This window comes from Shewanella glacialimarina (assembly GCF_020511155.1).
Taxonomy (GTDB): domain Bacteria; phylum Pseudomonadota; class Gammaproteobacteria; order Enterobacterales; family Shewanellaceae; genus Shewanella; species Shewanella glacialimarina.
This window is the reverse complement of the sequence record NZ_CP041216.1, coordinates 4,350,111-4,375,163: the sequence shown is the minus strand read 5'-3', so window position 1 is coordinate 4,375,163 and position 25,053 is coordinate 4,350,111. Positions and strand designations below refer to the sequence as shown.

The 25,053-nt window shown below is 41.2% G+C and carries 24 protein-coding genes; 15 read left to right on the top strand and 9 right to left on the bottom strand.

The genetic code is table 11. The annotated features are described in order from the left end of the window. Positions 1-86: 86 nt before the first annotated feature. Together FJ709_RS19200 and FJ709_RS19195 are read right to left on the bottom strand one after the other, a co-directional pair. Positions 87-3,248 (bottom strand): efflux RND transporter permease subunit, encoded by a 3,162-nt coding sequence (locus FJ709_RS19200; RefSeq protein WP_226412133.1) that lies wholly within the window; start codon positions 3,246-3,248, stop codon positions 87-89. Positions 3,249-3,259: 11 nt separating this feature from the next. Next, positions 3,260-4,495, bottom strand: a complete 1,236-nt coding sequence (locus FJ709_RS19195; RefSeq protein ID WP_226412131.1) for an efflux RND transporter periplasmic adaptor subunit — start codon at positions 4,493-4,495, stop codon at positions 3,260-3,262. 416 nt (positions 4,496-4,911) lie between these two features. Here FJ709_RS19195 and FJ709_RS19190 point away from each other — a divergent pair, with 416 nt between their 5' ends. From FJ709_RS19190 to FJ709_RS19180, 3 genes are all read left to right on the top strand, one after another. After that, positions 4,912-5,532: a TetR/AcrR family transcriptional regulator gene (locus FJ709_RS19190; protein WP_226412129.1), complete on the top strand. Its 621-nt coding sequence runs from the start codon at positions 4,912-4,914 to the stop codon at positions 5,530-5,532. Between the two features lie 282 nt (positions 5,533-5,814). Continuing rightward, the gene (gene mog / locus FJ709_RS19185; protein WP_226412127.1) at positions 5,815-6,348 is read left to right on the top strand and encodes a molybdopterin adenylyltransferase; all 534 of its coding nucleotides are present in this window, start codon (positions 5,815-5,817) and stop codon (positions 6,346-6,348) included. A 154-nt stretch (positions 6,349-6,502) separates the two neighbouring features. Next, on the top strand, positions 6,503-8,074 hold the full coding sequence (locus FJ709_RS19180) for a diguanylate cyclase (protein ID WP_226412125.1): 1,572 nt from the start codon (positions 6,503-6,505) through the stop codon (positions 8,072-8,074). Positions 8,075-8,504: 430 nt separating this feature from the next. Here FJ709_RS19180 and FJ709_RS19175 read toward each other — a convergent pair whose 3' ends face one another. The 4 genes from FJ709_RS19175 to FJ709_RS19160 form a co-directional block, all read right to left on the bottom strand. Next, entirely contained in the window at positions 8,505-8,729 is a 225-nt protein-coding gene (locus tag FJ709_RS19175) for a hypothetical protein (RefSeq protein WP_226412123.1), read from the bottom strand. A gap of 77 nt (positions 8,730-8,806) precedes the next feature. Next, complete coding sequence (locus FJ709_RS19170; RefSeq protein WP_226412121.1) at positions 8,807-9,955, bottom strand: ABC transporter permease; 1,149 nt, start codon at positions 9,953-9,955, stop codon at positions 8,807-8,809. Next, a complete protein-coding gene (locus FJ709_RS19165) occupies positions 9,955-10,689 on the bottom strand; it encodes an ABC transporter ATP-binding protein (RefSeq protein WP_226412119.1) in 735 nt (244 codons plus the stop codon). The genes FJ709_RS19170 and FJ709_RS19165 overlap by 1 nt, the downstream gene beginning before the upstream one ends. Positions 10,690-10,691: 2 nt before the next feature. Next, complete coding sequence (locus tag FJ709_RS19160) at positions 10,692-12,410, bottom strand: alpha/beta hydrolase (protein WP_226412117.1); 1,719 nt, start codon at positions 12,408-12,410, stop codon at positions 10,692-10,694. A gap of 93 nt (positions 12,411-12,503) precedes the next feature. Between FJ709_RS19160 and FJ709_RS19155 the strand changes: the two genes are divergently transcribed. The 10 genes from FJ709_RS19155 to FJ709_RS19110 all read left to right on the top strand — a co-directional run bounded on the left by FJ709_RS19155 (position 12,504) and on the right by FJ709_RS19110 (position 20,959). Then, on the top strand, positions 12,504-12,878 hold the full coding sequence (locus tag FJ709_RS19155) for a GntR family transcriptional regulator (RefSeq protein WP_226412115.1): 375 nt from the start codon (positions 12,504-12,506) through the stop codon (positions 12,876-12,878). Between the two features lie 52 nt (positions 12,879-12,930). After that, a complete protein-coding gene (locus FJ709_RS19150) occupies positions 12,931-13,809 on the top strand; it encodes an ABC transporter ATP-binding protein (RefSeq protein ID WP_226412113.1) in 879 nt (292 codons plus the stop codon). Next, positions 13,806-15,137 carry a hypothetical protein gene (locus tag FJ709_RS19145; RefSeq protein WP_226412111.1) on the top strand — a complete coding sequence of 444 codons (1,332 nt, stop codon included), beginning with the start codon at positions 13,806-13,808 and terminating at the stop codon, positions 15,135-15,137. The genes FJ709_RS19150 and FJ709_RS19145 overlap by 4 nt, the downstream gene beginning before the upstream one ends. A 130-nt stretch (positions 15,138-15,267) precedes the next feature. Beyond that, the gene (locus FJ709_RS19140; RefSeq protein WP_226412109.1) at positions 15,268-17,055 is read left to right on the top strand and encodes an AMP-dependent synthetase/ligase; all 1,788 of its coding nucleotides are present in this window, start codon (positions 15,268-15,270) and stop codon (positions 17,053-17,055) included. A gap of 166 nt (positions 17,056-17,221) precedes the next feature. Then, positions 17,222-18,163: a hypothetical protein gene (locus tag FJ709_RS19135; RefSeq protein ID WP_226412107.1), complete on the top strand. Its 942-nt coding sequence runs from the start codon at positions 17,222-17,224 to the stop codon at positions 18,161-18,163. Then, positions 18,163-18,654 carry a hypothetical protein gene (locus tag FJ709_RS19130; protein ID WP_226412105.1) on the top strand — a complete coding sequence of 164 codons (492 nt, stop codon included), beginning with the start codon at positions 18,163-18,165 and terminating at the stop codon, positions 18,652-18,654. Before FJ709_RS19135 ends, FJ709_RS19130 begins: the two co-directional genes overlap by 1 nt. Before the next feature lie 157 nt (positions 18,655-18,811). Then, positions 18,812-19,078 carry a histone H1/H5 family protein gene (locus tag FJ709_RS19125; RefSeq protein WP_226412103.1) on the top strand — a complete coding sequence of 89 codons (267 nt, stop codon included), beginning with the start codon at positions 18,812-18,814 and terminating at the stop codon, positions 19,076-19,078. A 214-nt stretch (positions 19,079-19,292) separates the two neighbouring features. Beyond that, positions 19,293-19,568 carry a hypothetical protein gene (locus FJ709_RS19120; protein WP_226412101.1) on the top strand — a complete coding sequence of 92 codons (276 nt, stop codon included), beginning with the start codon at positions 19,293-19,295 and terminating at the stop codon, positions 19,566-19,568. A gap of 88 nt (positions 19,569-19,656) precedes the next feature. Next, a complete protein-coding gene (locus tag FJ709_RS19115) occupies positions 19,657-20,463 on the top strand; it encodes a lipase family protein (RefSeq protein WP_226412099.1) in 807 nt (268 codons plus the stop codon). An 85-nt stretch (positions 20,464-20,548) separates the two neighbouring features. Further along, positions 20,549-20,959 (top strand): acyl-CoA thioesterase, encoded by a 411-nt coding sequence (locus FJ709_RS19110; RefSeq protein ID WP_226412097.1) that lies wholly within the window; start codon positions 20,549-20,551, stop codon positions 20,957-20,959. Between the two features lie 26 nt (positions 20,960-20,985). On the opposite strand, the gene FJ709_RS19105 is transcribed toward FJ709_RS19110, so the two are convergent. Together FJ709_RS19105 and FJ709_RS19100 are read right to left on the bottom strand one after the other, a co-directional pair. After that, positions 20,986-21,234 (bottom strand): GNAT family N-acetyltransferase, encoded by a 249-nt coding sequence (locus tag FJ709_RS19105; protein WP_226412095.1) that lies wholly within the window; start codon positions 21,232-21,234, stop codon positions 20,986-20,988. 13 nt (positions 21,235-21,247) lie between these two features. Beyond that, positions 21,248-21,673, bottom strand: a complete 426-nt coding sequence (locus FJ709_RS19100) for an acyl-CoA thioesterase (protein ID WP_226412093.1) — start codon at positions 21,671-21,673, stop codon at positions 21,248-21,250. A 198-nt stretch (positions 21,674-21,871) separates the two neighbouring features. Between FJ709_RS19100 and FJ709_RS19095 the strand changes: the two genes are divergently transcribed. Continuing rightward, positions 21,872-22,918 carry a hypothetical protein gene (locus tag FJ709_RS19095; protein ID WP_226412091.1) on the top strand — a complete coding sequence of 349 codons (1,047 nt, stop codon included), beginning with the start codon at positions 21,872-21,874 and terminating at the stop codon, positions 22,916-22,918. Positions 22,919-22,954: 36 nt separating this feature from the next. On the opposite strand, the gene mtnC is transcribed toward FJ709_RS19095, so the two are convergent. Then, on the bottom strand, positions 22,955-23,632 hold the full coding sequence (gene mtnC / locus FJ709_RS19090; protein WP_226412089.1) for an acireductone synthase: 678 nt from the start codon (positions 23,630-23,632) through the stop codon (positions 22,955-22,957). A gap of 216 nt (positions 23,633-23,848) precedes the next feature. Between mtnC and FJ709_RS19085 the strand changes: the two genes are divergently transcribed. After that, positions 23,849-25,015 (top strand): alpha/beta hydrolase-fold protein, encoded by a 1,167-nt coding sequence (locus FJ709_RS19085; RefSeq protein ID WP_226412087.1) that lies wholly within the window; start codon positions 23,849-23,851, stop codon positions 25,013-25,015. Positions 25,016-25,053: the final 38 nt, after the last annotated feature.

Sequence of the window (25,053 nt, the reverse complement as noted above, 5' to 3'; positions counted from 1 at the left end):
AGTGGGTGTAGAGTAGCGTTATTAGTCATAAAAAGAGGTCACCCTAAGGTGACCTCTTTTTGGTTATCATTGAATCAATAACGTGGTTAATCTTGGGTTATGCTTGATTCAGCTAATTCGGTTTTATTTTTGCCACGTTTTGCGAGCGCATAATAAAACAGTGGCGTTAAGATAAGGCCAAAAATAGTTACCCCAATCATGCCAGAGAATACCGCAACACCCATTGCTTGACGCATTTCTGAACCAGGTCCGCTAGAAAAAACCATAGGTACCACGCCCATAATGAAGGCTATCGAGGTCATTAAAATAGGCCTTAAACGTAAACGGCCCGCTTCAAGTATGGCTTCTAATGCTTCCATGCCCTCATCTTGTAACTCTTTGGCAAACTCAACAATGAGGATGGCATTTTTGGTTGCTAGCCCTACTAGGACAATTAACCCAATCTGGGTAAAAATATTGTTATCTCCACCGTAGATAAGCACCCCTGTTAATGCCGACAACAGCGTCATGGGAATAATGAGAATGATGGCTAAAGGTAAGCTTAAACTTTCATATTGCGCCGCTAATACCATAAACACTAATAAGATAATTAATGGATAAATATACGCGCCAGCATTACCTGCGAGGATCTGTTGGTAGGTGATCTCAGTCCACTCGTAGGTCATGCCATTAGGTAAGGTTTCCGCTAAAATCTTTTCAATGGCAGCTTGCGCCTCACCGCTACTAAACCCTGGTGCAGCACCGCCGTTAAGCTCGGCTGTGGTAAACCCGTTGTAATGCATCACTCGGTCTGGACCAGATGAATTGGTGACATTAATAAACGATCCAATAGGCACCATTTCACCTTGGTTGTTACGTACTTTAAGTTGGGCGATTTGTTCAGGCGTTTGTCTAAACTGCTCATCTGCTTGTACGTTCACTTGATAAGTGCGGCCAAATTGGTTGAAGTCGTTGGCGTAAACCGAACCCATGTATCCCTGCAGGGTAGAGAACAATTCGTCTAACGACACCGATTGCTGTTTGGCTTTGGTGCGATCGATGTTCACTTCAAGTTGTGGCACATTGACTTGATAACTCGAGAACACTCCTGCTAGTTCTGGCGTTGCCCATGCTTTTTGCATCACTTGCATGGTCACTTTATACAACTCTTCGTAACCGTAGTTAGCGCGGTCTTGAATTTGTAATCTAAAGCCACCAATGGTGCCTAAGCCTTGTACTGGCGGTGGTGGGAAAATAGCAATAAATGCGCCGTCAATGGCTGCAAATTTTTGATTTAACGCCGCTGCAATAGCACCTGCTGATAATGATGGATCGCTGCGGTCATCAAAGCTATCTAATGGGGTAAATACAATCGCGCTGTTAGTACTGTTGGTAAAGCCGTTAATGCTTAAACCTGGAAAGGCGACAGCATGGGCGACACCTGGTTGTGCTAAGGCAATACGCGACATTTCTTTAACCACGGCTTCAGTGCGGTCTAACGATGCGGCGTCAGGCAGCTGAGCAAAAGCAATAAGATACTGTTTATCCTGGCCTGGTACATATCCGGTAGGGGTATTAGCAAACTGTAAGCCAGTTAAGCCCACTAAACCAATATATAGAATGCCAACAACAGCACCGAAGCGGATGATTTTTTTAACTAACCAACCGTAACCATTAGACATACGTGCAAACAGGCGATTAAACGGATTGAATAACCAGCCGCCTAATAGCTTATCCATGCCGCGGGTAAGTGCGTCTTTTTTCTCGTGATGTCCTTTTAGCAATAATGCCGATAGCGCAGGGCTAAGGGTTAACGAGTTAATCGCCGAAATAAAGGTTGAAATGGTAATGGTTAGTGCAAACTGCTTATAAAACTGTCCGGTTAAACCTGACATAAAGGCGGTTGGAATAAATACCGCCGCCAGTACCAATGTGGTAGCAACAATGGGACCGGTCACTTCTTTCATTGCCTTTTGGGTGGCAGCAACAGGTGATAAACCATCAGAAATATTTCGTTCAACGTTTTCAACCACCACAATAGCATCATCGACCACGATACCAATCGCCAGCACTAAGCCAAACAATGATAAGGCATTCAGTGAGAAGCCCATTAGGTGCATAAAGGCAAAAGTACCCACAAGCGATACCGGAACCGCCACTAATGGAATAATGGATGCACGCCAGGTTTGTAAAAATAGCACAACAACAAGTACTACCAGCAACAAGGCTTCAAGTAATGTTTGTACCACGGCTTTAATTGAACCGCGCACGAATACAGTAGGGTCGTAGACGATGTCATATGCTAAGCCGTCTGGGAATGACTTAGACAGTTCTGCCATTTTAAGGCGAACATCATCAGATATTTGAATCGCATTAGATCCAGAAGCTTGAAAAACAGGCAATGCCGCAGCGTCTTGATTGTCTAGCATTGAACGCAGTGCATAAGTCGATGCGCCTAATTCAACCCGAGCCACATCTTTTAAGCGGGTGATTTGACCTTGTTCGCCTACCTTAACAATGATTTGTTCAAACTCTTCAACGTTGGCTAAACGGCCCTTAACATTGATAAGTAGCTGGAAATCGCTATCGCCACTGGGCTGCGCGCCTAAACTGCCGGCTGCTGCTTGTTGGTTTTGCTCACGTATAGCGGCCACGACATCATTCGGTGATAAACCAATCGCTGCCACTTTGTTAGGGTCTAGCCAGACACGCATGCTGTAGTCGCCCGCGCCAAATACCCGCACAGCGCCTACGCCTTCAATACGCGCGAGCTCATCTTTTACTTTTAACACCGCATAGTTAGACAGATACAACATGTCATAACGATTATCTGGAGAGGTTAAATGCACCACCATAGTTAAGTCAGGTGATGACTTTTCGGTGACAATACCTAACCTTTGCACTGTTTGCGGTAAACGTGGTTTAGCTCGCTCAACTCGGCTTTGTACTTGAGACTGGGCTAAATCAACGTCGCTACCAATGGCAAAGGTGACGGTTAATGTCATACGGCCATCAGATGTGGCCTGAGATGACATGTATAGCATGTTCTCAACACCGTTGATTTCTTGCTCTAGTGGGGAGGCGACTGTTTCAGCGATAACTTTTGGGTTGGCACCGGGATAGCTTGCAGTCACCACTACCGTTGGTGGAACTACTTCAGGGTATTCGGTGATCGGTAATTGCCAAACAGCAAGTGCGCCCGAAATAAAAAATAGCAACGATAAAACCGCGGCAAAAATCGGTCTTTTAATAAAAAATTGCGATAACATTTTGTGGTTCCTTAGCCTTGATTAGCGTCATCAGCAACGCGTGCTGTGAGTGGCTGAGTATCAAAGAGTAGCTGTGCTTGATGTAGTGCTTCAATTTGGCTGCTATCGGCCATTTCTGTTAATTTAGGGGTGATAGTGACGTTGGGACGCACTTTTTGCAGGCTATTCACCACAATGATGTCTTTTGGCTGTAAACCCGCGGTCACAATACGTAAGCCATGAATTTTTTCACCTAAAGTGATACCACGATATTCAAGGGTGTTTTGCGTGTTAACCACAAGTACAAACTTGTTATTTAAGTCAGTAAAAATCGCTTTGTCGTCGATTAAAATACCTTGATATGACGCACTGCCAGCAATACTGATACGGGCAAATAAGCCTGGTAGTAAACGATTGTCTAAATTCTCAAATGAAGCACGCACTCTGATAGTGCCTGTTTGCTGATTAACAGCGTTATCTACAAAGTCGATAACGCCTTGATAAGTAAATTCGGTTTGATTGGCTAATGCCATTAGTACAGTATTGTTACCAGAGCGCGGATCTTGACGCTGGTTTTGAGCCGATAGCGAAGAGTATTTAAGGTAAGTTTGCTCGTCGATATCAAAATAGGCATACATATTTGAGGTCGACACTAAACTTGTTAACTGGGTTTGCCCCGCAGTAACATAGTTCCCCGCAGTTTCATTGGCGTAAGATACCCGGCCAGCAATGGGTGCTGTGACTTGGGTGTATTCCACATTGAGTGTAGCGCGTGTTAGTGCCGCTTTTACCGATGCCACCGCAGCCGCAGTTTGGTGTAAGTTACTGCGACGAGTATCAATTAATTCTTCAGATACGGCTTGCTGGTTAAACAATTTGTTAGCGCGTTCAAAATCATTTTTAGCCAGTTCATTGGCGGATATGGCACTGGTTAACTCAGCTTGTAAACGTTCAGCTTCGGCAGCAAAAACTCTCGAGTCGATAGTAAATAACACATCGCCTTTATTAACCAGCGCCCCTTCTTTAAAGTTCACCGACTCTATGTATCCCGATACGCGAGGCACTAGGGTAACTTCTTCAGGAGCTTGTAAGTGTCCGGTAAACTGATCCCATTCGGTAATACGTTCATGGATCACATTGGCAACATTCACTTCGATGGCTGCTGGTGGCATAGCTTGTTGTGGAGGCGATTCATTACCACATGCGGTTAATAGCAATGCGGTTAGGCTTACTATCAGTGTGGATTGAATTGATGTAAATCTGTTCATGTAATTGTCCTTTCAACAATGGCTTTGATGTCATCTAGTGTGTTGCTTTTGTTGTCTAATAGTTAAATTTGTACCAAAAGGTAAAAAATGTTCTGTACCGAACGGTAATATATAGATTAAAATAGACCTGTCAATTAAATGTGTACCGATAAGTATTAAATTATTTTATAAGATATGTTATTTACGATGAGGCAATCTGTTACCGGGCAAGTTAGCTTTAGTGACTTGGGTCAACCTTGATACATTAAGGTCTTTATTTGATGTTGGTAGCGTGTAACATACTCAATAATCCCCACAGGTAAGTGATTCAGACTTTGAGTCAAAGTATGGCGTTGTGGTAAAGTGTGCTGATTCTTTTTCAGTGTTTGGTTAACTTATTAATCATCAACAATTAATCAATTTAAAGAGGTGATGTTTTGACAGAAATAAAGACAGCTTGTGTCGGACGTCCTCGTGGATTTGATATTGATTTTGCTTTAGCACAAGCATTGGATGTATTTTGGCGTCATGGTTATGAAGGGGCGTCTTTAAGCGAGCTGACCGCTGCGATGGGAATTAAAAAACCGAGCCTTTACGCCGCATTTGGTAATAAAGAGCAATTGTTTCTAAAGGCGATTGATTTATATGAAAGTCGACCTGAATCATTCTTTAATCAGGCATTTCAATGTGATCATATTGGTGATGTTATTAAGGGATTATTACTCGGCGCGGCTATGCAGTTTACCGATACTAATCACCCGCAAGGTTGCGCCTTGGCCAACAGCACCTTATCGTGCAGCGAAGCGAGCGAGTCAATCAAACAGGCCATACTTGAACGAAAGGCACAACATAATCAAAATTTAGTCGCAAGATTTGAAACCGCTAAAAAGCAGGGTGAGTTGAAGGAGGAATGCTGTCCTGAAGACCTAGCTAGGTTAATGGCAATTTTGTTTCAGGGGATGTCGGTACAGGCGTCAGAAGGAACAAACGTTGAAGCGTTAATCAAAGTGGCCCAAATGGCTGTCGACTGTGTGCTAGCCCAGTATGTTAATAATTAGCTAGTTGGAGGACGTTTTTTATCAGTGCTAATCAGTTTAAATTTGCCATCAGAATGATGCTGTCTTGTTAACCTTTATCGTTATCACCTCTTCACACTCCCGCTCTTCGCGCGGTTATATCGGCTTTTAATAGCGTGTATGGCTGACAATGCCGTTTAAACAACTCAAATAGTCATTCAGTGATCAAGATATCAGTTTAAGATTTTGTGAACATAGGTTTTTTTGTTAAATTAACGGCCTATTATCAATATTACTTTTTACCCACACTAGGGAATAAATAACATGAGTAAAGCGAAAATCGGTATTGTTACAGTGAGCGATCGTGCCAGCGCAGGCATTTATGAAGATTTATCAGGCAAAGCCATTATTGACGTACTTAATGAGTATTTAACCTCGCAGTGGGAACCTGTTTATCAAGTGATACCCGATGAGCGGGATGTTATTGAAGCAACTTTAATTGATATGGCCGATAACCAAGGCTGCAGTTTAATCGTGACTACTGGTGGTACAGGCCCTGCAAAACGCGATGTAACCCCAGAAGCTACTGAAGCGGTATGCGATAGAATGATGCCTGGCTTTGGTGAGTTAATGCGTGCAGAGTCATTAAAATTTGTGCCAACCGCAATTCTTTCCCGTCAAACCGCAGGTCTTCGAGGTGATTCATTAATCGTTAATTTACCCGGTAAGCCTAAATCAATTCGCGAATGCTTAGATGCAGTATTTCCCGCTATTCCATATTGTATCGATTTAATGGAGGGGCCGTTTCTTGAGTGCGATGAAACGGTAATAAAGCCGTTTAGGCCTAAGGCAAAATAGGTTTTGATTGTTACCCTGTTTAAGCCCAACATTGTTTGGGCTTTTTTATGTTTTAAAAATATGAAATCTATCGATAATTTATAAATAGATAAATTATCGTTATGAAAAATCACGACTACACTCAATAGTAATATTTGAATTTGAGTGAATATGCATGACGTTAAAACGCTTTTCATTGCTGCTGTTATCATCACTTTTGATAAGTGTTGCGTGTTTAGTTATGACTATTTATTACTTTTTTTACCTTCCTGGCATTAATGCTGAAGTTGTTGACCAGCAGCAACAAGAATATATTTTGCTTAAAGCTGCCTTTTCCGCATCGGCTAAAAATTTAACCACCCTAACCTATGACTACGCGGTTTGGGACAGTTTGGTGGAGTTTGTTTATGCGCCATCGGACGAATTCATAGCCAGTAATTTATTATCAAATGCATTTGAAGTGGCTAATGTCGATGCGGTGTTTATCCATACTGTTGATAAGCAGTTGGTTTGGCAATACCTAGATGAATCGATCCGTGATGGCTCCTCAGCGTTAAGAGAATTTGTTGAGGGAAAAACAGCAACCGAAGCAAAAACTTTATTACCATCTGCGGCAGATATCTCTGCACAACAAGCTTCAACTCGTCATGGATATTATGTGATAGCAGAACAGTTATTTTATATCACTAACACGACTATTTTACCTTCAGAAGGCTATGGCGTTATCGCGGGTAGTATCACTATGGCCAGGTTAGTCGATAAGGAGATGATAGACGAAATTGCCGGCTATTCTATGGTGCATTTTTCTATGGATAAAAAGATTAATACGCCTGCTGATGCACAACCCATGAATGATTTTTTTAGCTTTGATCAGTTACAGGTAGTAAATGCTTCACACAGTTGGCTGATCCGTAATACCTTTGATGATCAGACTATGGTTATCACAGTGCATCATCGAAAAGGATCAAGCCCTAAGTTAGATGCTGTTTCAATTATTTTGTTATTGTTAATTGCTACCCTGATAGTGTCATTGTCGATGATGATGTTATCGCGATTTTTAATTTTACCTCTGATCCATTTCAACAGCAGTATTAATGCCTCTTCAAATGATAATCTAATGGCTAAGGTTCCTAATCAGCACTTTATTGATGAAATAGACAATGTGTCTAATTCATTTAATAAGCTGTTAATTCGGTTTTATGAACAACAAAACTATTTAGAAACATTAACGGTTCAGGATGCGTTAACCGAAATCACTAATCGTCGTGGATTAGAGGCTTTTGCGGACAATGTGATGGCAGAATGGCATCAACAAGCGACGGGTTTTAGTGTGATGATGATAGATATTGATCATTTCAAACTTTATAACGACCAGCATGATCATCTTGCTGGCGATAAGGCTTTAGTGGATGTTGCTTGTTGTTTAATGGAGACCATGGCGTCCCATGATGCGCTTGTTGCCCGGTATGGCGGTGAAGAGTTTTGTGTCATTGTGAAAGATGATAATACCCAAGCAGTAGCCTTTATCGCTGAGACATTACGAAGTGCGGTGGAAAACTTACACATTAAGCACCATGTTGATGATACTTTGTGGCTGACAATCAGTATTGGGGTACAGGTGGTGCCTAAGTCGCTTGAAAATGCTCTGCAGTACCAATTTCATGATTTATTAAAATTGGCAGATAAGCAGCTCTACCTAGCTAAAAATACTGGCCGAAATAAAGTGATGCTGAATGTGCTGCCTTAGACTTGGCTTTTGTTGAAATGCTTTTGCACACAGAGCTATTAATCAGTAAAGCCTGAATCCAAATAGTCTCTAGGGATAGTCGTCTTGATGGATAGGCTTATAAAATCCGGTGTTGTTAAGGTTCGCCTAATACTCTATTTAGGATAGTCGGTTTGAGCGGTTGAGTTGGTGTGGGCTTGTCTATTATTTATGCCGAAAATCCTTTTGTTCGACCGTTAGCCACACTTTAGCGCTGTTATTTTTCTCCGTTGCTACTATCAATCCACCCCAATTAACTCATAACAAAGCGAGTTTTGCTGATGTTGAAATCGTTGCCGGCGCCAGGTACAGCAATTGCGTAAGATTTTTAGTATTGAGGCTACATTTTAGATGCTGTATTAGGATCAAAATGTAACCTCAACAATTAATCAACTGATGGCAGTTCAGCTGATTATAGCTTTTTAAACTGCTGCTTTAGCTCAAAATCACTGTCGGTGACTAACCTTTCTAGCACTTGTACTCGTTCAATCAGTGCTTGGTTTTGTGACTTAAGCTCGGCCATGCTCCCTGTGTCTGAGTTTTGCTTGTGCTTCATATAGTACTTAAACATTTCTGATGCAGTAGTGCCAATGACGATAATCAACACTAGGGCCATTATTGCGAAATCATTTTCCATTTTAAATTCCTCATTTTCTAGTATTTAATGACCCAATCCTTACCGATAAACACTAAGGATTGGGTGAATGACAAAGGTTATAGGCCAAATACGACCTTTTCACTTTTAAGCATTTTTTCCATCCCAAGCATTAGGCCGATTGAGATTACTAATGTGGCAATAGAGGACACTGCTAACTGCAGCATAGGGATATCTTTGCCTTTGATAAAGTCCATTAATGCTTGCTGTTGTCCCGATACTGGCAACCACTGCAATGCATCTGGGGCAATGTTGTAACTGGCTGCCATTGACAGTGCCAGTGGCACAAACAACACCATGGTTAAATATGACTGAGCTTCTTTGAAGCTTTTAGCCATAAATGACACAAACAATTGTAAGGTTGAAGCCATCAAGGCGACAGGAATACCAATGACGAACATCAGTCCCATAAAGTCGGTGGAGATATTGATGCTAAAGCCCAGCTCTTGCCATGGCACAAAGGTGTAGGCCACTTTGGATATAAGCAAAATAAGCACTAAGCCGAGTAAGGCGAAAGTGGTTACCGCAATCACTTTGCCTAACACAAGTTGACGGGTGCTAATGGGGTGACTGAGCATTAATGCCAATGAATTACGTTCGCGCTCGCCGGCACTGGTGTCGATGGCTAAATTCATTCCCGAAATAAATACCGAGTAAATCATGGTGAAAATTGCGATACCTAAAATCATGCCGCCTTTTGAATCAGGAGTGGCTTGATCTTTTACATTCACTTTTAATGGTTGCATCACTTGCGGGTTAATGCCGCGGGCGATTAAACGTAAGCTGCCCATTTCTGAACTATAGGCTTGTAATTCAAGCTGTAGACGACGGATCGACTTTTGCAGTTTTTCATTAGAGTTGTCTGCTTCTAAAATGACTTCTGCAGGTTTTGCTTTGGCCATGTTGGCGGCATAATCATCACTAATGGTTAATATAATTGCTTTAACATCGGCGTCTGGCTCAGTAGTTAAGTCTGCTTGGTTAATGCCTTTTCTGCCTAAGTAACGCACTAGATCGGGTGCGTTATCTGCTTTATTAATGGTGATGTTTAAATCTTCAGGGCTGGTTAGCTGACCAATTAGCACCATAAACATGGCACACATAAGTAAAGGCGTACCGATGGCGTAATATAAACCCGCCATTACTGAACGTTTGTCACGTGCGGCATCAATGAGTTCTTTGCGCACCATTGCGATGAGTTTATTCATTATGCTGCGATCCCTTCGTCAGTTCCGATAAGTTTAATGAAGGCTTCTTCTAATGAAGCCTCACCCGTTTGTTGGCACAGCTCGTCTGGACTGCCTGTGGCGACCACTTGACCATTGGCCATAACGATAACGTGATCACATAACGCGGCGACTTCTTGCATAACGTGACTTGAAAATAGTACGCAGTGCCCACGTGCTTTAAGGTCTACTAAAATATCGCGTAATAAGCGGGTACTCATTACATCTAGGCCACGGGTGGGTTCATCTAAAATTATATTGGTTGGCTGGTGGACTATCGCCTGTGCTAAGGCGGTTTTCATCCGTTGCCCTTGTGAAAACCCTTTACAGCGTCGGTCACTAATGTCACTTAAATTGAGCTGGTTGATGACATTCTCGGTCGCGACTTTAGCGTCTTTGCGTGACATGCCACTCAGTTCAGCGAAGTAGGTAATATACTCGCGCGGGGTTAGGCGCTCATATAAGCCAAACGGATCCGGAAATAGGCCTAACTGTTGTTTGGCGGCAATAGGATTATCGGCAATGTTAATGCCGTCTACTTCTGCATAGCCTTCGTCTGGCTTTAACAAGCCGAACAAAGTGCGTAAACAGGTGGTTTTTCCGGCACCGTTTGGGCCGAGTAAACCGGTTATATGGCCATCTTGGGCGCTAAAGCTCAGTTTATTCAATGCTTGAACATCACCGATTTTTTTCGATAAATTGGTCACTGAAATCATGATTATTCCTTATCCGTGCCAGTGGCATTATCGGTAGAGTTGTTTATTACACTGTCAGTTGGGTTATCTATTACACTGTCAGTTGCATTATCTGCCGCAGTCTCTTTTATCATGTCGACGGTATTTTCAGCCGCTGGTGTGATTGTGGCATTGCCTTCAACGTTTGACTGCGTGGCAACGGTGAGTGGCTCAACGGTGTTAGCGTTGAGGTAGAAGCTGCGACGAACATCTTTTTGTAAACAGCTGGCATCCAAGTTTTTCACGCTACCACTGTCAACCAAATCAGCAATGAGATCGTTGGCACAGGTTTGAGCTGCCACACCATGGGTGGCGAATGGCGATATAAAATGCTTAGCATTAGTCATTTCTGTTTGCGCTAATGCGCCCCAGTTAGGTGGAGTTGCTGGATCTAATTCACCAGATAACAATAATGTCGGTAAATCACTGCGGATGGGCTCACTAAAGGTGTCTTTAACCGGCGGTATTTTCCATACTTCACAGGTTTTCTCAAGGCCTTCAATCATGCTCGCACTGATGTAAGATTCTTTGGCGTCTTTACGCATTTGATCAGATATACGGTGTATATCTTCACCGCATACCACCGAGGCATGCATGCCCATTGCTATGCCGATACTATCTGAAGTTAAAGTATAAATACCCAGAATGGGTTGGTAATCTTTTTTGGCTGCTTGATGAATTGCGTGGGGCAATAGTGCGCGTATAACAGGGGTATATAGTCCCATTCTAATTGCACCGGTAAACTTACTGCGGGTCAGTAACAATGTGCTTGGATCATTGGTTTGTGGGTCACGCACGCTTTGGGTTATGGCTTTTTCACTAAGGCGTTTATTGACGGTGGTAAAGTCGGCTAATAAATCTGGATATTGTGCTTGGCAAGCGGTGTTACTGGCGCAATCTCGCATTAATAACTCAAACCCACGCTCAATAGCACTGCCAATTGCAATAACACTTTGTTGCATTGGCACAACACCATCAAGTGTGACTGTGGCAAGTACTTCGGGGTAATGACGCAGATAAAGCTGCGCCATTCTTGTGCCGTACGAAATGCCATAAAGATGCAGTTTTTGGTAGCCTAAATATTCTCGTACCGCTTCAAAATCGGTTAAGGCTGTCTCACTACCGTATTGGGTTATATCGGCATCGGTTTGCGCTAAACACTTTTCTGTTTCAGCTATTACATCTATGTTTTCATCGTTAAATGACAACATAGATATCGCTTCACTGTCTTCGCAGTTAAGGAGATTTGATTGACCGGTGCCGCGCTGATCAATCAGTAAAATGTCACGTTGCTGACGGACTTTACTGAGTAATTTGTCAAACCAAGCGGCATTATCAATCGCTGATTGTCCTGGGCCACCGGCTATCGCTAATAAGGCTTCGTTTGGGTGAGTATCTTTAATCGCCGGTAATATCGCAAAGTGGATATCAATATGCTTTCCATCTGGTTTTTGCGGATTTTCTGGCACACTAATTTTGCCACATTGTAGCTGCTCAGACATCCCTTCTAAGTAACACGCGCTGGTTTTAGCTGATTTGATAATATTCAGCTGATTGTCGACTTCAGCTGCAATACTAATATTGGCAAACACCATCGCAATAACGATAGCGGTACCACGACGAGCAAGTTTTGCCGATTGGCATAAAGCGGTTGGGCTTAGCCTTGAGATAAGTGCTTTGCTGACAAACTTCCTATAGATCATCGCAACGTTTCCTTTTTGCATTTTTAGATGATTGTGTTAACTTACTATAAGTGTATGAGTGTATCAATGTATTAATACAGTTGTTAGAGACTAATGTTAGAACTATTAAATGTCAACCCCAGCAGCGGCGAACCTATATATCGTCAATTACATGATCAAATAGTCAGTTTGATTGTGGGCGGACAGTTGCAAGCTGATGAGGTATTACCTTCAGTAAGGCAAATGGCTGAGTTTTTAGCGGTCAACCCAATGACGGTATCACGTGCGGTACAACAATTAGTCGATCAAGGCTGGATTGAGCGTCGTCGTGGGCAGCCTTCAATAGTCGCGGCTCGCACAGATACTCATACCACTTCTGGTAGCAGTTTATTACAACCCAAAATTAAAGAATTAATTTCTCAAGCTCAGCAGCTAGGTGTGAGTTTAGCTGAGTTAGAAGTGTTAATTGGCCAGCATTGGCAAGAGTAAGCTCACACAACCAAGTGAACACTTAGATTATACATGCAAGGAATCGCTAAAAATGACCAGAGAAGTCTCGCCAATACTCACATTTTCAAATGTCAGTAAAACTTATCCTGCCAAGGGAAAACAAGCGGCGCGTGTGGCGTTAAATAATCTGTCATTAGAACTCACACCGGGCATGGTTGTGGGGTTATTGGGACAAAACGGTGCAGGGAAATCGACCTTAATGCGCTGTGCATTAGGTATATTGGATATTGATCAAGGCGAAATCAGTACGTTAAATCAAGCACCCTTAATGTTATCAGCTCAAGCCAAAGCTAAAATTGGTTATGTGCCACAGCAGCCTTTTGGTTACGAAGGTTTTACCGTCGATCGCGCGTTAGATTTACATCGCAGTTTTTATCCTGATTGGGATATTCAATTAGAACAAGATTGGTTGGTCAGGTTTGATTTAGATGCCACTCAATCTGTGCAGAAACTGTCGGTAGGACAACGCCAAGCGTTAGCGTTAATCATGGCAATGGCGTATCGACCTCAGCTGTTAATCCTTGATGAGCCAGTGGCCAGCCTTGATCCAATAGCAAGACGCAAATTTATGACAGATTTGTTTGATTTGGCGCTGGAGTCTGGTTCTGCTGTGCTGTTTTCATCACATATCACCTCAGATTTAGAGCGCGTAGCTAGCCATGTGGCGTTAATTAAGCAAGGCCAGTTGGTGTTGTTTAAAGAAATTGACGCGTTACGTGAACAGGTTAAATTATTGAAAGTCAGTTCTGATGCGCAATTGCCTGCCCACTTAGTTGTGTTGCATCAAACTGAAACCCAAGGCACCCGTACGATAGTGGCGGATGATTGTGTGGGTGATGAGCTATTCCCAGGATTATTAAATCAACAATCATTGAATTTAGAACAGCTGTTTATGGAGCTGCATCGATGAAAGCCCTTTTCAGCGATTTTTTACATGCCAGTAAACGGCTTATTCCAGGTAGTGTTAAGTTAGCTGATTTTATTAACCCCCAATGCTATCGAGGTATGTGGCGTTTGTGGGCATACGATATTGGCAGCATTAGCTTTTTGTTAACCGCGTTAGTGGGTATAGCAATCGCATTATTAAGTGCTTACGTGGGTAAAACCAGTGCCGTTAGCATGATGCTGTCAATGTCTATAGCGTCAACCGTACTGGCGGTGGCGTGGCAAATAAATCGCTTAGTCGCCACCGAAACTAGCCGACTTATTCCAGGCTATCAACGTAATGTAGTTGTGCAAGCGTGCGCTATTTTATTTGGGTGCTTTATTCTGACTATGCTACTTGCTTTAGGTTTGGCTCCCCAGGGTATTAATACTGTGTTGCTGTCTTCAATTGTGGCGTTAGCTTTTTTGGTTTTAAGCTTACGATGGCAACATGGTTTTCAATTTTCAATGTTGTTATTTATTGGCATAGTGTTTATCGATAGCGTTGCAGCTCAGTTTTCTCCAGTGTTATTAATCGTATTGATGGCGGTGATGATTGCAGCCGTAAGAATACAGTTTAGTTTATTAAGTTGGCATGCCAACGCCCGGCAACTTTACTTAAATGGCATGGAAATGGGGTGGGTGTGGGTACCTAACTTAAAACAAAGTATTTTGCTTCATTGGTTGAACCGTCAACTACATCCTATTAATTTCTTTGTGGGGCCATTATTGGCGCTATTACTTATCTTTATTGTTCTTATTGGCTCATTGTTATTTGTTTTATCTAACTTATTTGGCTGGGATTTTCCGGTACCATTTTTAGCGGGACAATTATTACTAATGGCGGCAAGTTTAGTGCATTGGACTCGATTGCAGCGTTGGCGTAGTAGTGAAACTTTATTTTTACTCCCTTGTTTTAGTGGCTTAGTGGGCTTACAAAAAGCGTTTCATGATGCTTCTTATCGATTTGTTGGGCTATCCTTAATAGTGATGCTATTAGTTTGCTTGGTGGGCAATCTATTTGGCCAAGGGTTATCTTTCTTATTCATTATTCATTTGCTGTTAGCTACGGGTTGGGGCGTTGCTATGGCTCTGGGGTTTGGGGCCATAAGTCGAAGTGTTAGCCAGTTGTCAGTGTCTATGGTGTTGATGATTGCCCATTCGGTATTTATATCGTTAAGTTTTGACTCATTTGAGGTGCAAGCTAACATGGTTTATTGGCTAGTCGCTGACGGCACGCTACTGCTACTGGCAATAATACTATTAACCTTGGGGCGAAAGCAGTTGTGGAAAAATGGCTTAATGGATCAATAAATCTCAATGTAATGGTTTAAAAGTTGAACTTTAGCTCATGAATAGAGCAAAAACTCTTATTGTTTATTATTGCTTCAGGTAGAATGCAACAAAAAGCAGTACAGCTGTAAGCTAAAAAGGTAGCACTTAAATGATCCTTGAAAAATATCATATCGTCAGACTTCTTCAACAAAAAAGCCAAGCTTTAGGCGACAAAATTGCCCTTGAAGGTTTTGAAATGGCTGCGCCGTGGAATACGGTTTCCTGGCAGCAGTTTGATACTATCACCAGTAAAATAGCACAGTTGTTGATTGGTTTTGGTTTGCATGTTCAAGATAAAGTGGTCATTTTGGCGCAGAACAGTCCCCAGTGGAGCTGTGCTGATATTGGGGCATTAAAGGCGCGTAATGTAGTTGTGCCGGTTTACCCCACAAGCACCATGGAGCAGGCTGTATTCATTGTTAATGATGCTCGGGCAAAGGTGATTTTTGCAGGTGATGAAAGCCAATATCACACAGCGTGTAAAATCCAAGCTCAGTGTTCAACGGTTGAACATATTGTGGTGTTTGACAGTGCAGTTGTGTTAGCTTCAGATGAACATTTTCATTTAGACACTCTGTTAAGTTCAGTTGTGTCATCGGCTAACGAAGATGAGTTAATACTGCGTTTATCGCAGACCTCTTTGGATGACTTATTGACGCTAATTTATACTTCAGGTACCACGGGTGATCCTAAAGGTGTGATGCTGGATTATCGTAATATCGCCTCAATGGTTGAACAACATGATACTGAAATAGCCTTTAAAGAAGGTTATGTGTCATTAGCCTTCTTACCGCTAAGTCATGTGTTTGAGCGTGGCTGGAGCTTTTACGTGTTATGTCGTGGTGGCCGAAATGTGTATTTAAATGATACTCATCGCATTAAACAGGCCATTGCAGCAGTAAAACCACACACATTATGTGTTGTACCGCGTTTTCTTGAAAAAGTGTATAGCGCAGTACATGACAAGGTAAATACCGCACCAGCCTTACGACAAAAGTTATTTCATTGGGCAATAGGCATAGGTGCGCGCCAATTTGAAGTTAGCCAAGGCCGTAAACCAGCCAACTTGATGTTGTCTGTGCAGTGGAAATTGGCTAACAAGCTGGTGTTTAGCAAGTTACAAAATGTCTTAGGCGGGCGGTTGAAGTTTATGCCTGTCGGCGGTGCAGCCCTTGACGTGAATGTTACCGCTTTTTTTCACAGTATTGGTGTGCCTATTTTATGTGGTTATGGCATGACAGAAACCTGTGCCACGGTTACCTGTAATACATTAAGTAATCGCGTAACTGGGTCAAATGGCAAACCGTTACACGCCATGGAAATAAAAATCGGTAACAACAGTGAAATTCTAGTGCGTGGTGATACTGTGATGCGCGGCTATTTTAATCGCCCAGAAGACACCGCAGAAGCCTTTGAAGACGGTTGGTTAAAAACCGGCGATGCAGGCATGATAGATGCTGATGGCAACTTGCATATTACTGACCGTATTAAAGAGTTGATGAAAACGTCCAACGGCAAATATATTGCTCCACAACGTGTTGAAGGCAAAGTCAGTTGCTGCCCGTTTGTAGAGCAGGTGGCTATAATTGCGGATGCTAGAAGCTATGTGTCCGCGTTAATTGTACCAGCATTTGAAGCATTAGAGGTATGGGCGAAAGAGAAAGGGATTAGCGTTGAAAATCCAATCGATTTGCTGCGTAACACTCAAGTGGTCGAGCATTTTGAGCAGCGTTTGAAAGAGTTGCAACATGAGCTTGCTAGCTTTGAACAAATCAAAAAGTTTACGTTACTTCCTGAAGCCTTTTCCATGGAGTCAGGCTTAATTACCCCCACGATGAAGCTCAAGCGCAAAAATATCTATAACAAGTATGCTAACGAGATTAATGCGATGTATTAATACCTCTTATTAATGTAGGGATTGATTGTTAGTAATTGATTAAAGGACGCTTAGGTGTCCTTTAATCTTTTGGTGCGTTGATTTTAAAAGCTAATACTTAGTGATAATTGTGTGAATTTGAAATAAAAGTAAAATAGATTTTTTCTTATAGCTTGTGGAGGGAACCATGGGTATCGCTATGGTTAATGGTAAGCCTGTTTTTAAGACTGCATTACAAAGCTTCGAAGAGCAGCAGCTTAGAGATCGTATAAACACTCAAATAGATTTAGAAAAACTATTTAAGCATATTGATGATATATATGGGTTAGCTGGCGCAGGTGTTGTATTCGTTGATAGTAATTTTACGATTATAGAATTACGAAAATTTGAGCCAGTTTGTCAAATTAATCCAATTAAAATCGTGTTGCGTGAACCTCCTAGAATGCTAAATCAAGCTGAGTTTGCCTCACATCTTCGAGGTAGCCAAGGTAATGTTAGAGAGTCAAAGCTAGTCAGCGAGATTGCTGGTTCAGTATTAAGTTGCGGTGCTGCCATTATTGGCTGGACTGTTGTACTGGGAAGCGGGGCTGCTATTCCATTAACTGGAGGAACAAGCAGTGCTATAACTTATTTGGCTATTGGAGCATCTACAGCAAGTACAATGCAATGCTTTAATAGTGGGGTCAGAATTTATAGCGAGAGGTACGATCCTAGTATTAATGACTTATTAGATTCACAAGAATGGTATAGAAATACGAGTACAGCTTTAGATTTAATATCCTTGGCAGGTGCAGGCGCAGCATCATTAGCGACTCTTAAAACTGTTAAATTAATGCAGTTAGGTACTGGTAAAAACACTCTAGAAATTTTAAAAGGTTTATCTAGGTCTGATAAAAAAAGACTTAATTATGAGATAAATCGATTAAATTTACCTGGAGCTTCAGGTCGAGTGCTTAAAAGCATGGCCAGAAAAGGATTGATGAAGAAGTATACCAGAATACAAATAACTGATGCATTTCGCCTGAAACTTAGAGATGGAATAGGTGCATCGATGAGTTTTACAGGAAGTGCTTTTAGTGGGACCTTAAAGACAATTGCTATAGGTATTTATGAGGAGATTTCTGATTGATGCAACATAAAAAGAAGCAAAAAAGCGACGATGATATTGTAGGCCTTGTTCCGCCAACTAAGTCTATTTTGGCATTTTTAGCTTCTACTATGCTGATGTTATTTTGTATTGGAGCATTAAATTTAATTATTCTAGATTTTTACGTAGATGTAGAAATTACAGGAAAACTTTTTTATCTATTTGGATCTGCGATTGTATTTTGCGGTGTTAATGTTGCCATTTTAAGAGGTTCTTTTTTTGCTGTTAAAATTTTTAAATATTACCTCTCTGTGTTATTTGTAGTGTTTCTGCCTTCAGTGTTGTTGATGGAATATAAGACACATTATATCCCTTTTTACTTTATCTGTATGATAGCCGCACTTTTGACATTTTATTTATTAAATAATAAGCATTACCATTTTTTTGTTCAGTATCAATTTGATGCAGCGGAAGACCTTAAAGAAGTTCAAGCGGCTTTTAAGGCTGAAATGTCAACAAAGAAGAGAAAATAGCTCTACATTTAATTATTTTCTAGATTTCTAAGATTAGTATCAAAATACTTGTTCTGCATTAGATTTAGTTTCTCTTGCTGGAGCGGGAGCATCTGCGGCAGTAACACTAAAAAGTATTAAGTTAATGCAGGCATAAACGGGAAAGACGACATATGATTTGTTAAAAGGGCTATCACGACCCGAGCAAAGAAGATTAAGTGCTGAGTTATTAAGATTGAATATCCCTGGTGCATCTAAAAAAGCGTTGAAAAATATGGTTAAAAAAGGCGTTGTTAAACAATACTCAGGAAAACATATCACTGCGTCTTTTAGGCTTCAAATAACCGATGCTTTAGGGGCTGCGATGAGTTTTTCTGGTAGTGCATTTTCTGGCACCGTAAAGAATTTGGCTATTGGCATTTATCAAGAGATGGCTGTTGAATGATGAAATATAAACAGAACACAAACAATGCCGAGGTTGGGTTGATTCCACCAATACGGTCGATAGTACTCTTTTTAATCGCTTCACTGTTAATGACCGTATCAATAAGCACTATAACCTCGTTAATAATGTCGTTTTATTTTTCCTCACCACCAGAAGTCACGTTAGTAGCCCTTGCTGTCGTTGTTTTATTTTTTGCGTGGTTAATTTTCTGGTTGTGCAGGGTTCATTTTATGCAGTAAAGATATTAAAGGGTCTCCTTTATATTCTGTTAATCCTACTTACACCATTAATTATAATAGATGAGTTCTATGTTGGGATATTTGTCTTTAAGCTGGTTGCTGCTTTGGCTGCGGTGTTCTCTATTTTTATTCTGGGTAGTAAGCAATATCATATTTTTGTTCAGCATCGATTAAATAGCGTAGAAGATTATAAATTAGTTCAAGCAGAGATTGCAGCTGAAGAGCTAGCTAAACGCGAAAGGCGTTTGTAATTGATAAATTGATTAAGTACAAACTTTTTCTGGTTACACACATCACAGAACTGTCATCAGTTGCTACTATACTAGTTTGTAGCAATATTTGACTGACTACAGTGATTTGAAAAAACTTAAGCGCTATCAATATGAACGTTATGCGGTGCTTTGTAAGGTAACGTATAAAGCTGATTTTTCGCCTGAGAAGTTAGGGTTTGCGGCAGAGAATTATCAACAGATTGCCAATCGTTGGGGCAATGTTTGTGCACGAATTCTGTGGCGTGAAGATCAAACGGAAGTGCTGGTGGTATTTCGCGGTTCGCAAACGGTGAATGAGTGGTGGATTAATACCTGGTGCTGGCCAGTAACCAAAGTTTTTGCTGATGCCGAGTATCGAGTGCATGGAGGATATGAGTATTTACTGGAGCAAACAGCCAACCCTAAACCTCCTGAGTATCTGACGGGTGTCAGCCTTTATCAACAACTGCTTACTATTTTGACTCCTCTAATTCAATCCGGTAAACGTATTAGCTTAACGGGACATTCATCTGGCGGTGCGATGGCTATTCTGGCTGCCGATAGGTTAGAGCGAGACTTTCCCCGAGCAATTAAGCGGGTAGTGACATTTGGTCAACCTGCGCCGGGGTTTAAGAGTTTTCAGCAGCAATATCTATTACATAGACGTACTTATCGTATTTGCTGTGGCGTCGATATAGTGACATTTCTGCCTCCTTTACCGGGTATTTACTACCATGTGGGTAAAATGCTGTGGCTACATAATGAAAGAATTTATGACAATATCCATCCGGTAAATCGATTTTTATTAAGTATTATAAGCTGGTTGATATCACCGTTTGCATATCATTACATGCATAAGTATATTCGAGACAAAGACTTCTTTGATGATGTTTGATGACTCTATTAAACTCTTGTTGCCGCTGAATTGAGTTTGGCGATGATGACCCTGAATATACCGATTATAATAATAAGGAATTACCGTGCCAGTGACTCAGTTTTCTTTGGATTTAACACCGCGCTTTTGTGAAACCGATGCCCTAGGCCATATTAACAATACCGTTATTCCGGTGTGGTTTGAGGCGGCAAGAGATCCTGTTTTTGAAATTGTAAATCCAGGACAAGATTTATCAAAATGGAATATGATTATTGCAGGTTTTACCATAGCGTTTAATGCGCCCACGTTTTACGGTAAAACGGTAACGGTAAAAACCCACATTAGCCGTATCGGTAACAGCAGTTTTGAAATCGCTCAAAGTTGCTGGCAAGAAGGCAAGCAAACCGCCGAAGCAAAAACCACTATGGTGCATTACGATTATCAAGCAGAAAAAAGTCAGCCATTGTCTGATGCGGTAAAAACGCAATTAGCTGACCTAACGGGGGTAAGCGTTTAGCGACTGTAAGTGAGATGCTAGCTAATTTAACGCAGAAATTTTTGTACGTAACTGCAACTGGCTTCTATAGTCAGTTGTTGCTCATTCGCCCAGCCTAACCCTACTCGTACCAATTTTTCAGCCATCCCCTTGCCGCACATTGATGGTGGTACAAAAGTATGGTGAAAATTGATGGTTTTATTGGCTAAGTGATATTCCAACAACGCTTGCCCATCCTCTGAACCAGCTACAAAACGATGCAGCTCTGGCTGATGTACGACAGCAATATTATCCATACTCTTTTCTCTATTATTTGGCATAAAGCGTTAGCGCATTGAGTAATGGCGGGGTTAGATCGGCTTTTTTACCTGTTTTAAAGTTAAACATCACTATTTTAGCCCAGCCTTGGGTTGTCACCGCTTGCTGTGCCTCACTGAATGCAGTGTAGTGCATGATAAAACGGTCAGCTTGAATATCACTAATCGTCACACCAATAATTAAGGTGTCGGGAAAGGTTACTGGGCGTTTATAGCGTGCGTTAGTTTCACTTAAAACAGGGCCAACTCCCGTTTTATGTAAGTCTTCTAGTAAGTTTATTTGATTAAAAAAGTCTAATCTAGCAGTTTCGAAATATTTAAAATAAACAGCATTATTGACATGTTGTAAGGCATCCATTTCGCCCCATGCGACCGGGATCTTGGTGTGGATAGGGTGTTCAGCGATAAAGTCTTCCATGTGGCTTATCCTTATTCTTATAAGTTGGTATAAGTTTTTTTAAACGGTCGTTTAATATATAACACCAATTTAGCAATCATTGATACTGACAACAAGTATAAAAACACGTTATGTTATTGTTTTGCCATTAGCTTAAATGGCTGCTTTTATAAATAACATACGTATTCTGATGCGATGGCCAAAGTGAGTAAGAGAATCATGTTTGCACGAATAAAGTCGTTTAAGTTGCCAGAAGCTGCCGCAATACCCAAATTAGTATTCCAACAGCTAATTAGTCGATTGATTGTATTGCGTGATCAATTGTCTATTGCGCAAAAGTTCTATCTGCTTGCCATTTTGTTACTTATTTTTAAGCAGCCATTGGCTTTAGTTGCACTGGTCAGTTTACTCGCCATATTGCTAGAGTTTTGGCCTATCTTTGAAAAAGTTTGGCATAGCCTGGCGGGTAAAGCAGTACTGTTATTGTTTTATGCCATAATCGCTAATTTTGCTCTGGCAAATGCCAGCGCGGTGGTTAATGATGTCGTGGGCGTGCCAGCTCAACATTTTAATTACACTCATAACTTCGCCATTCTGCTGTATATCCCTGCTTGGTTCATTATTATCAGCGGGATCGTGATGTTTTTAGTGCAGATTATGTCACCTGCTTACTTCTTATTTATATGGATATTGAGGCCATTAGGTATCAAGTCACCTCAATTTATACATCATAGTACTTTTCGACGTAGTACATTTTTAGTCAGAGTGATGTTGTCTTTTGTGGTGATTTACCATTTGTGGATGTTGTTAGGTGTTGATCTAGAAAGTAATATTGAAGATCCGAACAGTCCAGTTTCTCAGGTGCTAAACCAACAAGATGTAAATATGAGAGAGGATATATTAGACCAGCTGGAACAACCTCTAGCCAAAGAGAATGACAATCTCAGTACCACAGATGACAAACAACTAGAGGGTATGAACCTTAATATCAATATATTTCAAGAGATTGACTTCAAGCAGGTCCACCACAATTACTCTTTAGGGGTGCGTAAGGCGGTAGCATTATTTGCTTATACGTTCGAGGCAGATAACTTGTCTCGTTGTGAAAAATCGGCAGATTCACACGTTGTAGAATTGAATGATTATGAAATACTGGCAATAACACGCAATAGTAGTGCTGTTTATGATTATGACTTTGTTATTAAACCATGTGTTTCAGTTGCTTTTGGTCGAATGTTACCAAAGCCAGTGAATCAAGTAGAGTGATAATGCTTCCCCCACCTTAATAGTGGGGGGAGATTGTTAGACAGACAGTTCATCAAATGTGGTAATGGTTTTGAATTTAGCCGTGTTGGCACTTGGCTCTCTTACCATTTGGCAAGTCATTAACCCCGCAGCTTCTGCGGCTTGTAACTCTTCCACTCTATCGGAAATAAACAGCAACTGTTTTGGTTTTAAGCTGATGGTGTTACAAATGTTGCTGTACGCCTGCTTGTCTAATTTATTACCGGTACGAGTATCAAAATGACCGCTAAATTTAGCGGTTAAATCACCTGAGTCGGTATGACTAAACAGTAATTTTTGCGCGTCGACAGATCCAGATGAAAAGCTATAAATACGCAGGTTTGCGTTAAGAATGCGGTCAATATTGTCGATGAAATCTGGATAGATATGGCCTCTAAATTCAGAGCGGCTATAGCCTTGTTTCCAAATCAATCCCTGCAAGGTTTTTAATGGAGTCAGTTTACGGTCTTCATCAATCCATTGGCATAAAATTTCATTGACACGGGCAAGATCTGCTTCAGGTTCAAGCGCGATATCTTTAACATCACTAATGCAGTAATCAACCAATGCATTACTTTGATTTTGCTCAAGAAAGTCAGCCATTGCTTTTTTGGAGTAAGGAAATAATACATCCTGAATAAAGGTTAGATCGGTAGTGGTACCAGCGGTATCAACGATGATGGCTCTAATACTCATAATGTTTTGTGACTCCAAATAAACAAATTAACTTGCCTGTGATCCTATGCTTTATTGTTGTTAATGGCTAGCTTAATTGCATTATCTAAGCTGAGGATTTGTTGTAAGTAAATCATAAATCACAACAAATTTTTGAAAGTTGTACGCTCAGCTTTTGGGTGTTAAGTTAGGATCAACTGATGTACTCATTTGAGCTACCTATTTTCAAGGACGAATATGATTCAATCCCTACGTTGTTATTACTTTTTAGCACTCATGTTTTTTATTGCTATATTCTGGTCAAGTCAGCCTTATGCTAAACCCGCTTTCCCCATTTCGACCACCGAAGAACTTAAGGTAACGTCCACTTTACTGGGTGCTGAGTCGGCCAATTTCATGGTGACTTTGCCACATAATTATCAACAGTCACCGAACACACGTTATGTTGTTCTGTTGGATTTACATCCAAGAAGTCATTTAATGCTGGTTGGAATGCACGACTGGATGAGCCATAACGGCGGTTGGCCATGGCCTGAAACGATCATTATTACCGCACCGGATGGCCATCAAGCCTTGGGAAAGTTAAAGCAGCGTGCAATAGAGCAACAAGGTGATCAGGCACTACTGGACTTTTTTGAGCAAGATTTACTGCCCGCAATTGATGAACGCTATCGCACCAACGGCTTTCGTATTTTTAACGGCTTTACTGGTAATGCTGGTTTAGTGCTCTACAGCTTAATTAATCGTCCTAGCTTATTTAATGCCTATATTGCTGCTAGCCCAGTGTTATCAGCAGACTTTGCATATGTGCTAAATGACGCGCCTAAAAAGCTTAAAAACATGCAAGACAAACCAAGATTTCTATTTGTTAGCACCAGTGATAGTGACTTTGAGCAGAGGCAACTAGATTCATTTGCTAAGCTTGAAGGTATCATTCAAACCAATGCCAATAGTCAATTGAACTATCAAATAAAGCGCTTTGACGGCAGTTATTATATGACCCAACCTATACTGGCTACCGCCAACGGTATTGAGATGATATTTAATGATGTGCATAACACGGTTAAACCTGACTCAGTTATCGGCAAGCAGGGCGCTAAAGCGATTGTTGAGTATTATCAGCACTTGTCAAAACAGGTATATGGTTTTGAGATTTCAGCTGTTGAATCGTTAACATTATTAGCAGACAGTCAGTTAAAAACGGATCCTCAAACCGCGTTAAGTACTTTTATGCTGGCTATTGAAACTTATCCTAAAGAGGCGGGAGCACATGCCGCCCTAGCTGAAGCTTATATTCAATTAGGCGAGGTCGATAAGGCTAAAGATTCACTGAGAAGTGCGCTTAGTTTAACTGAGCATCCATTTTATTTGGATAAGTGGACCAAGATGTTAGAGGGTCTCTAAAGTATTACTTCATCAGATATCTTAGTAGTATGATTTAT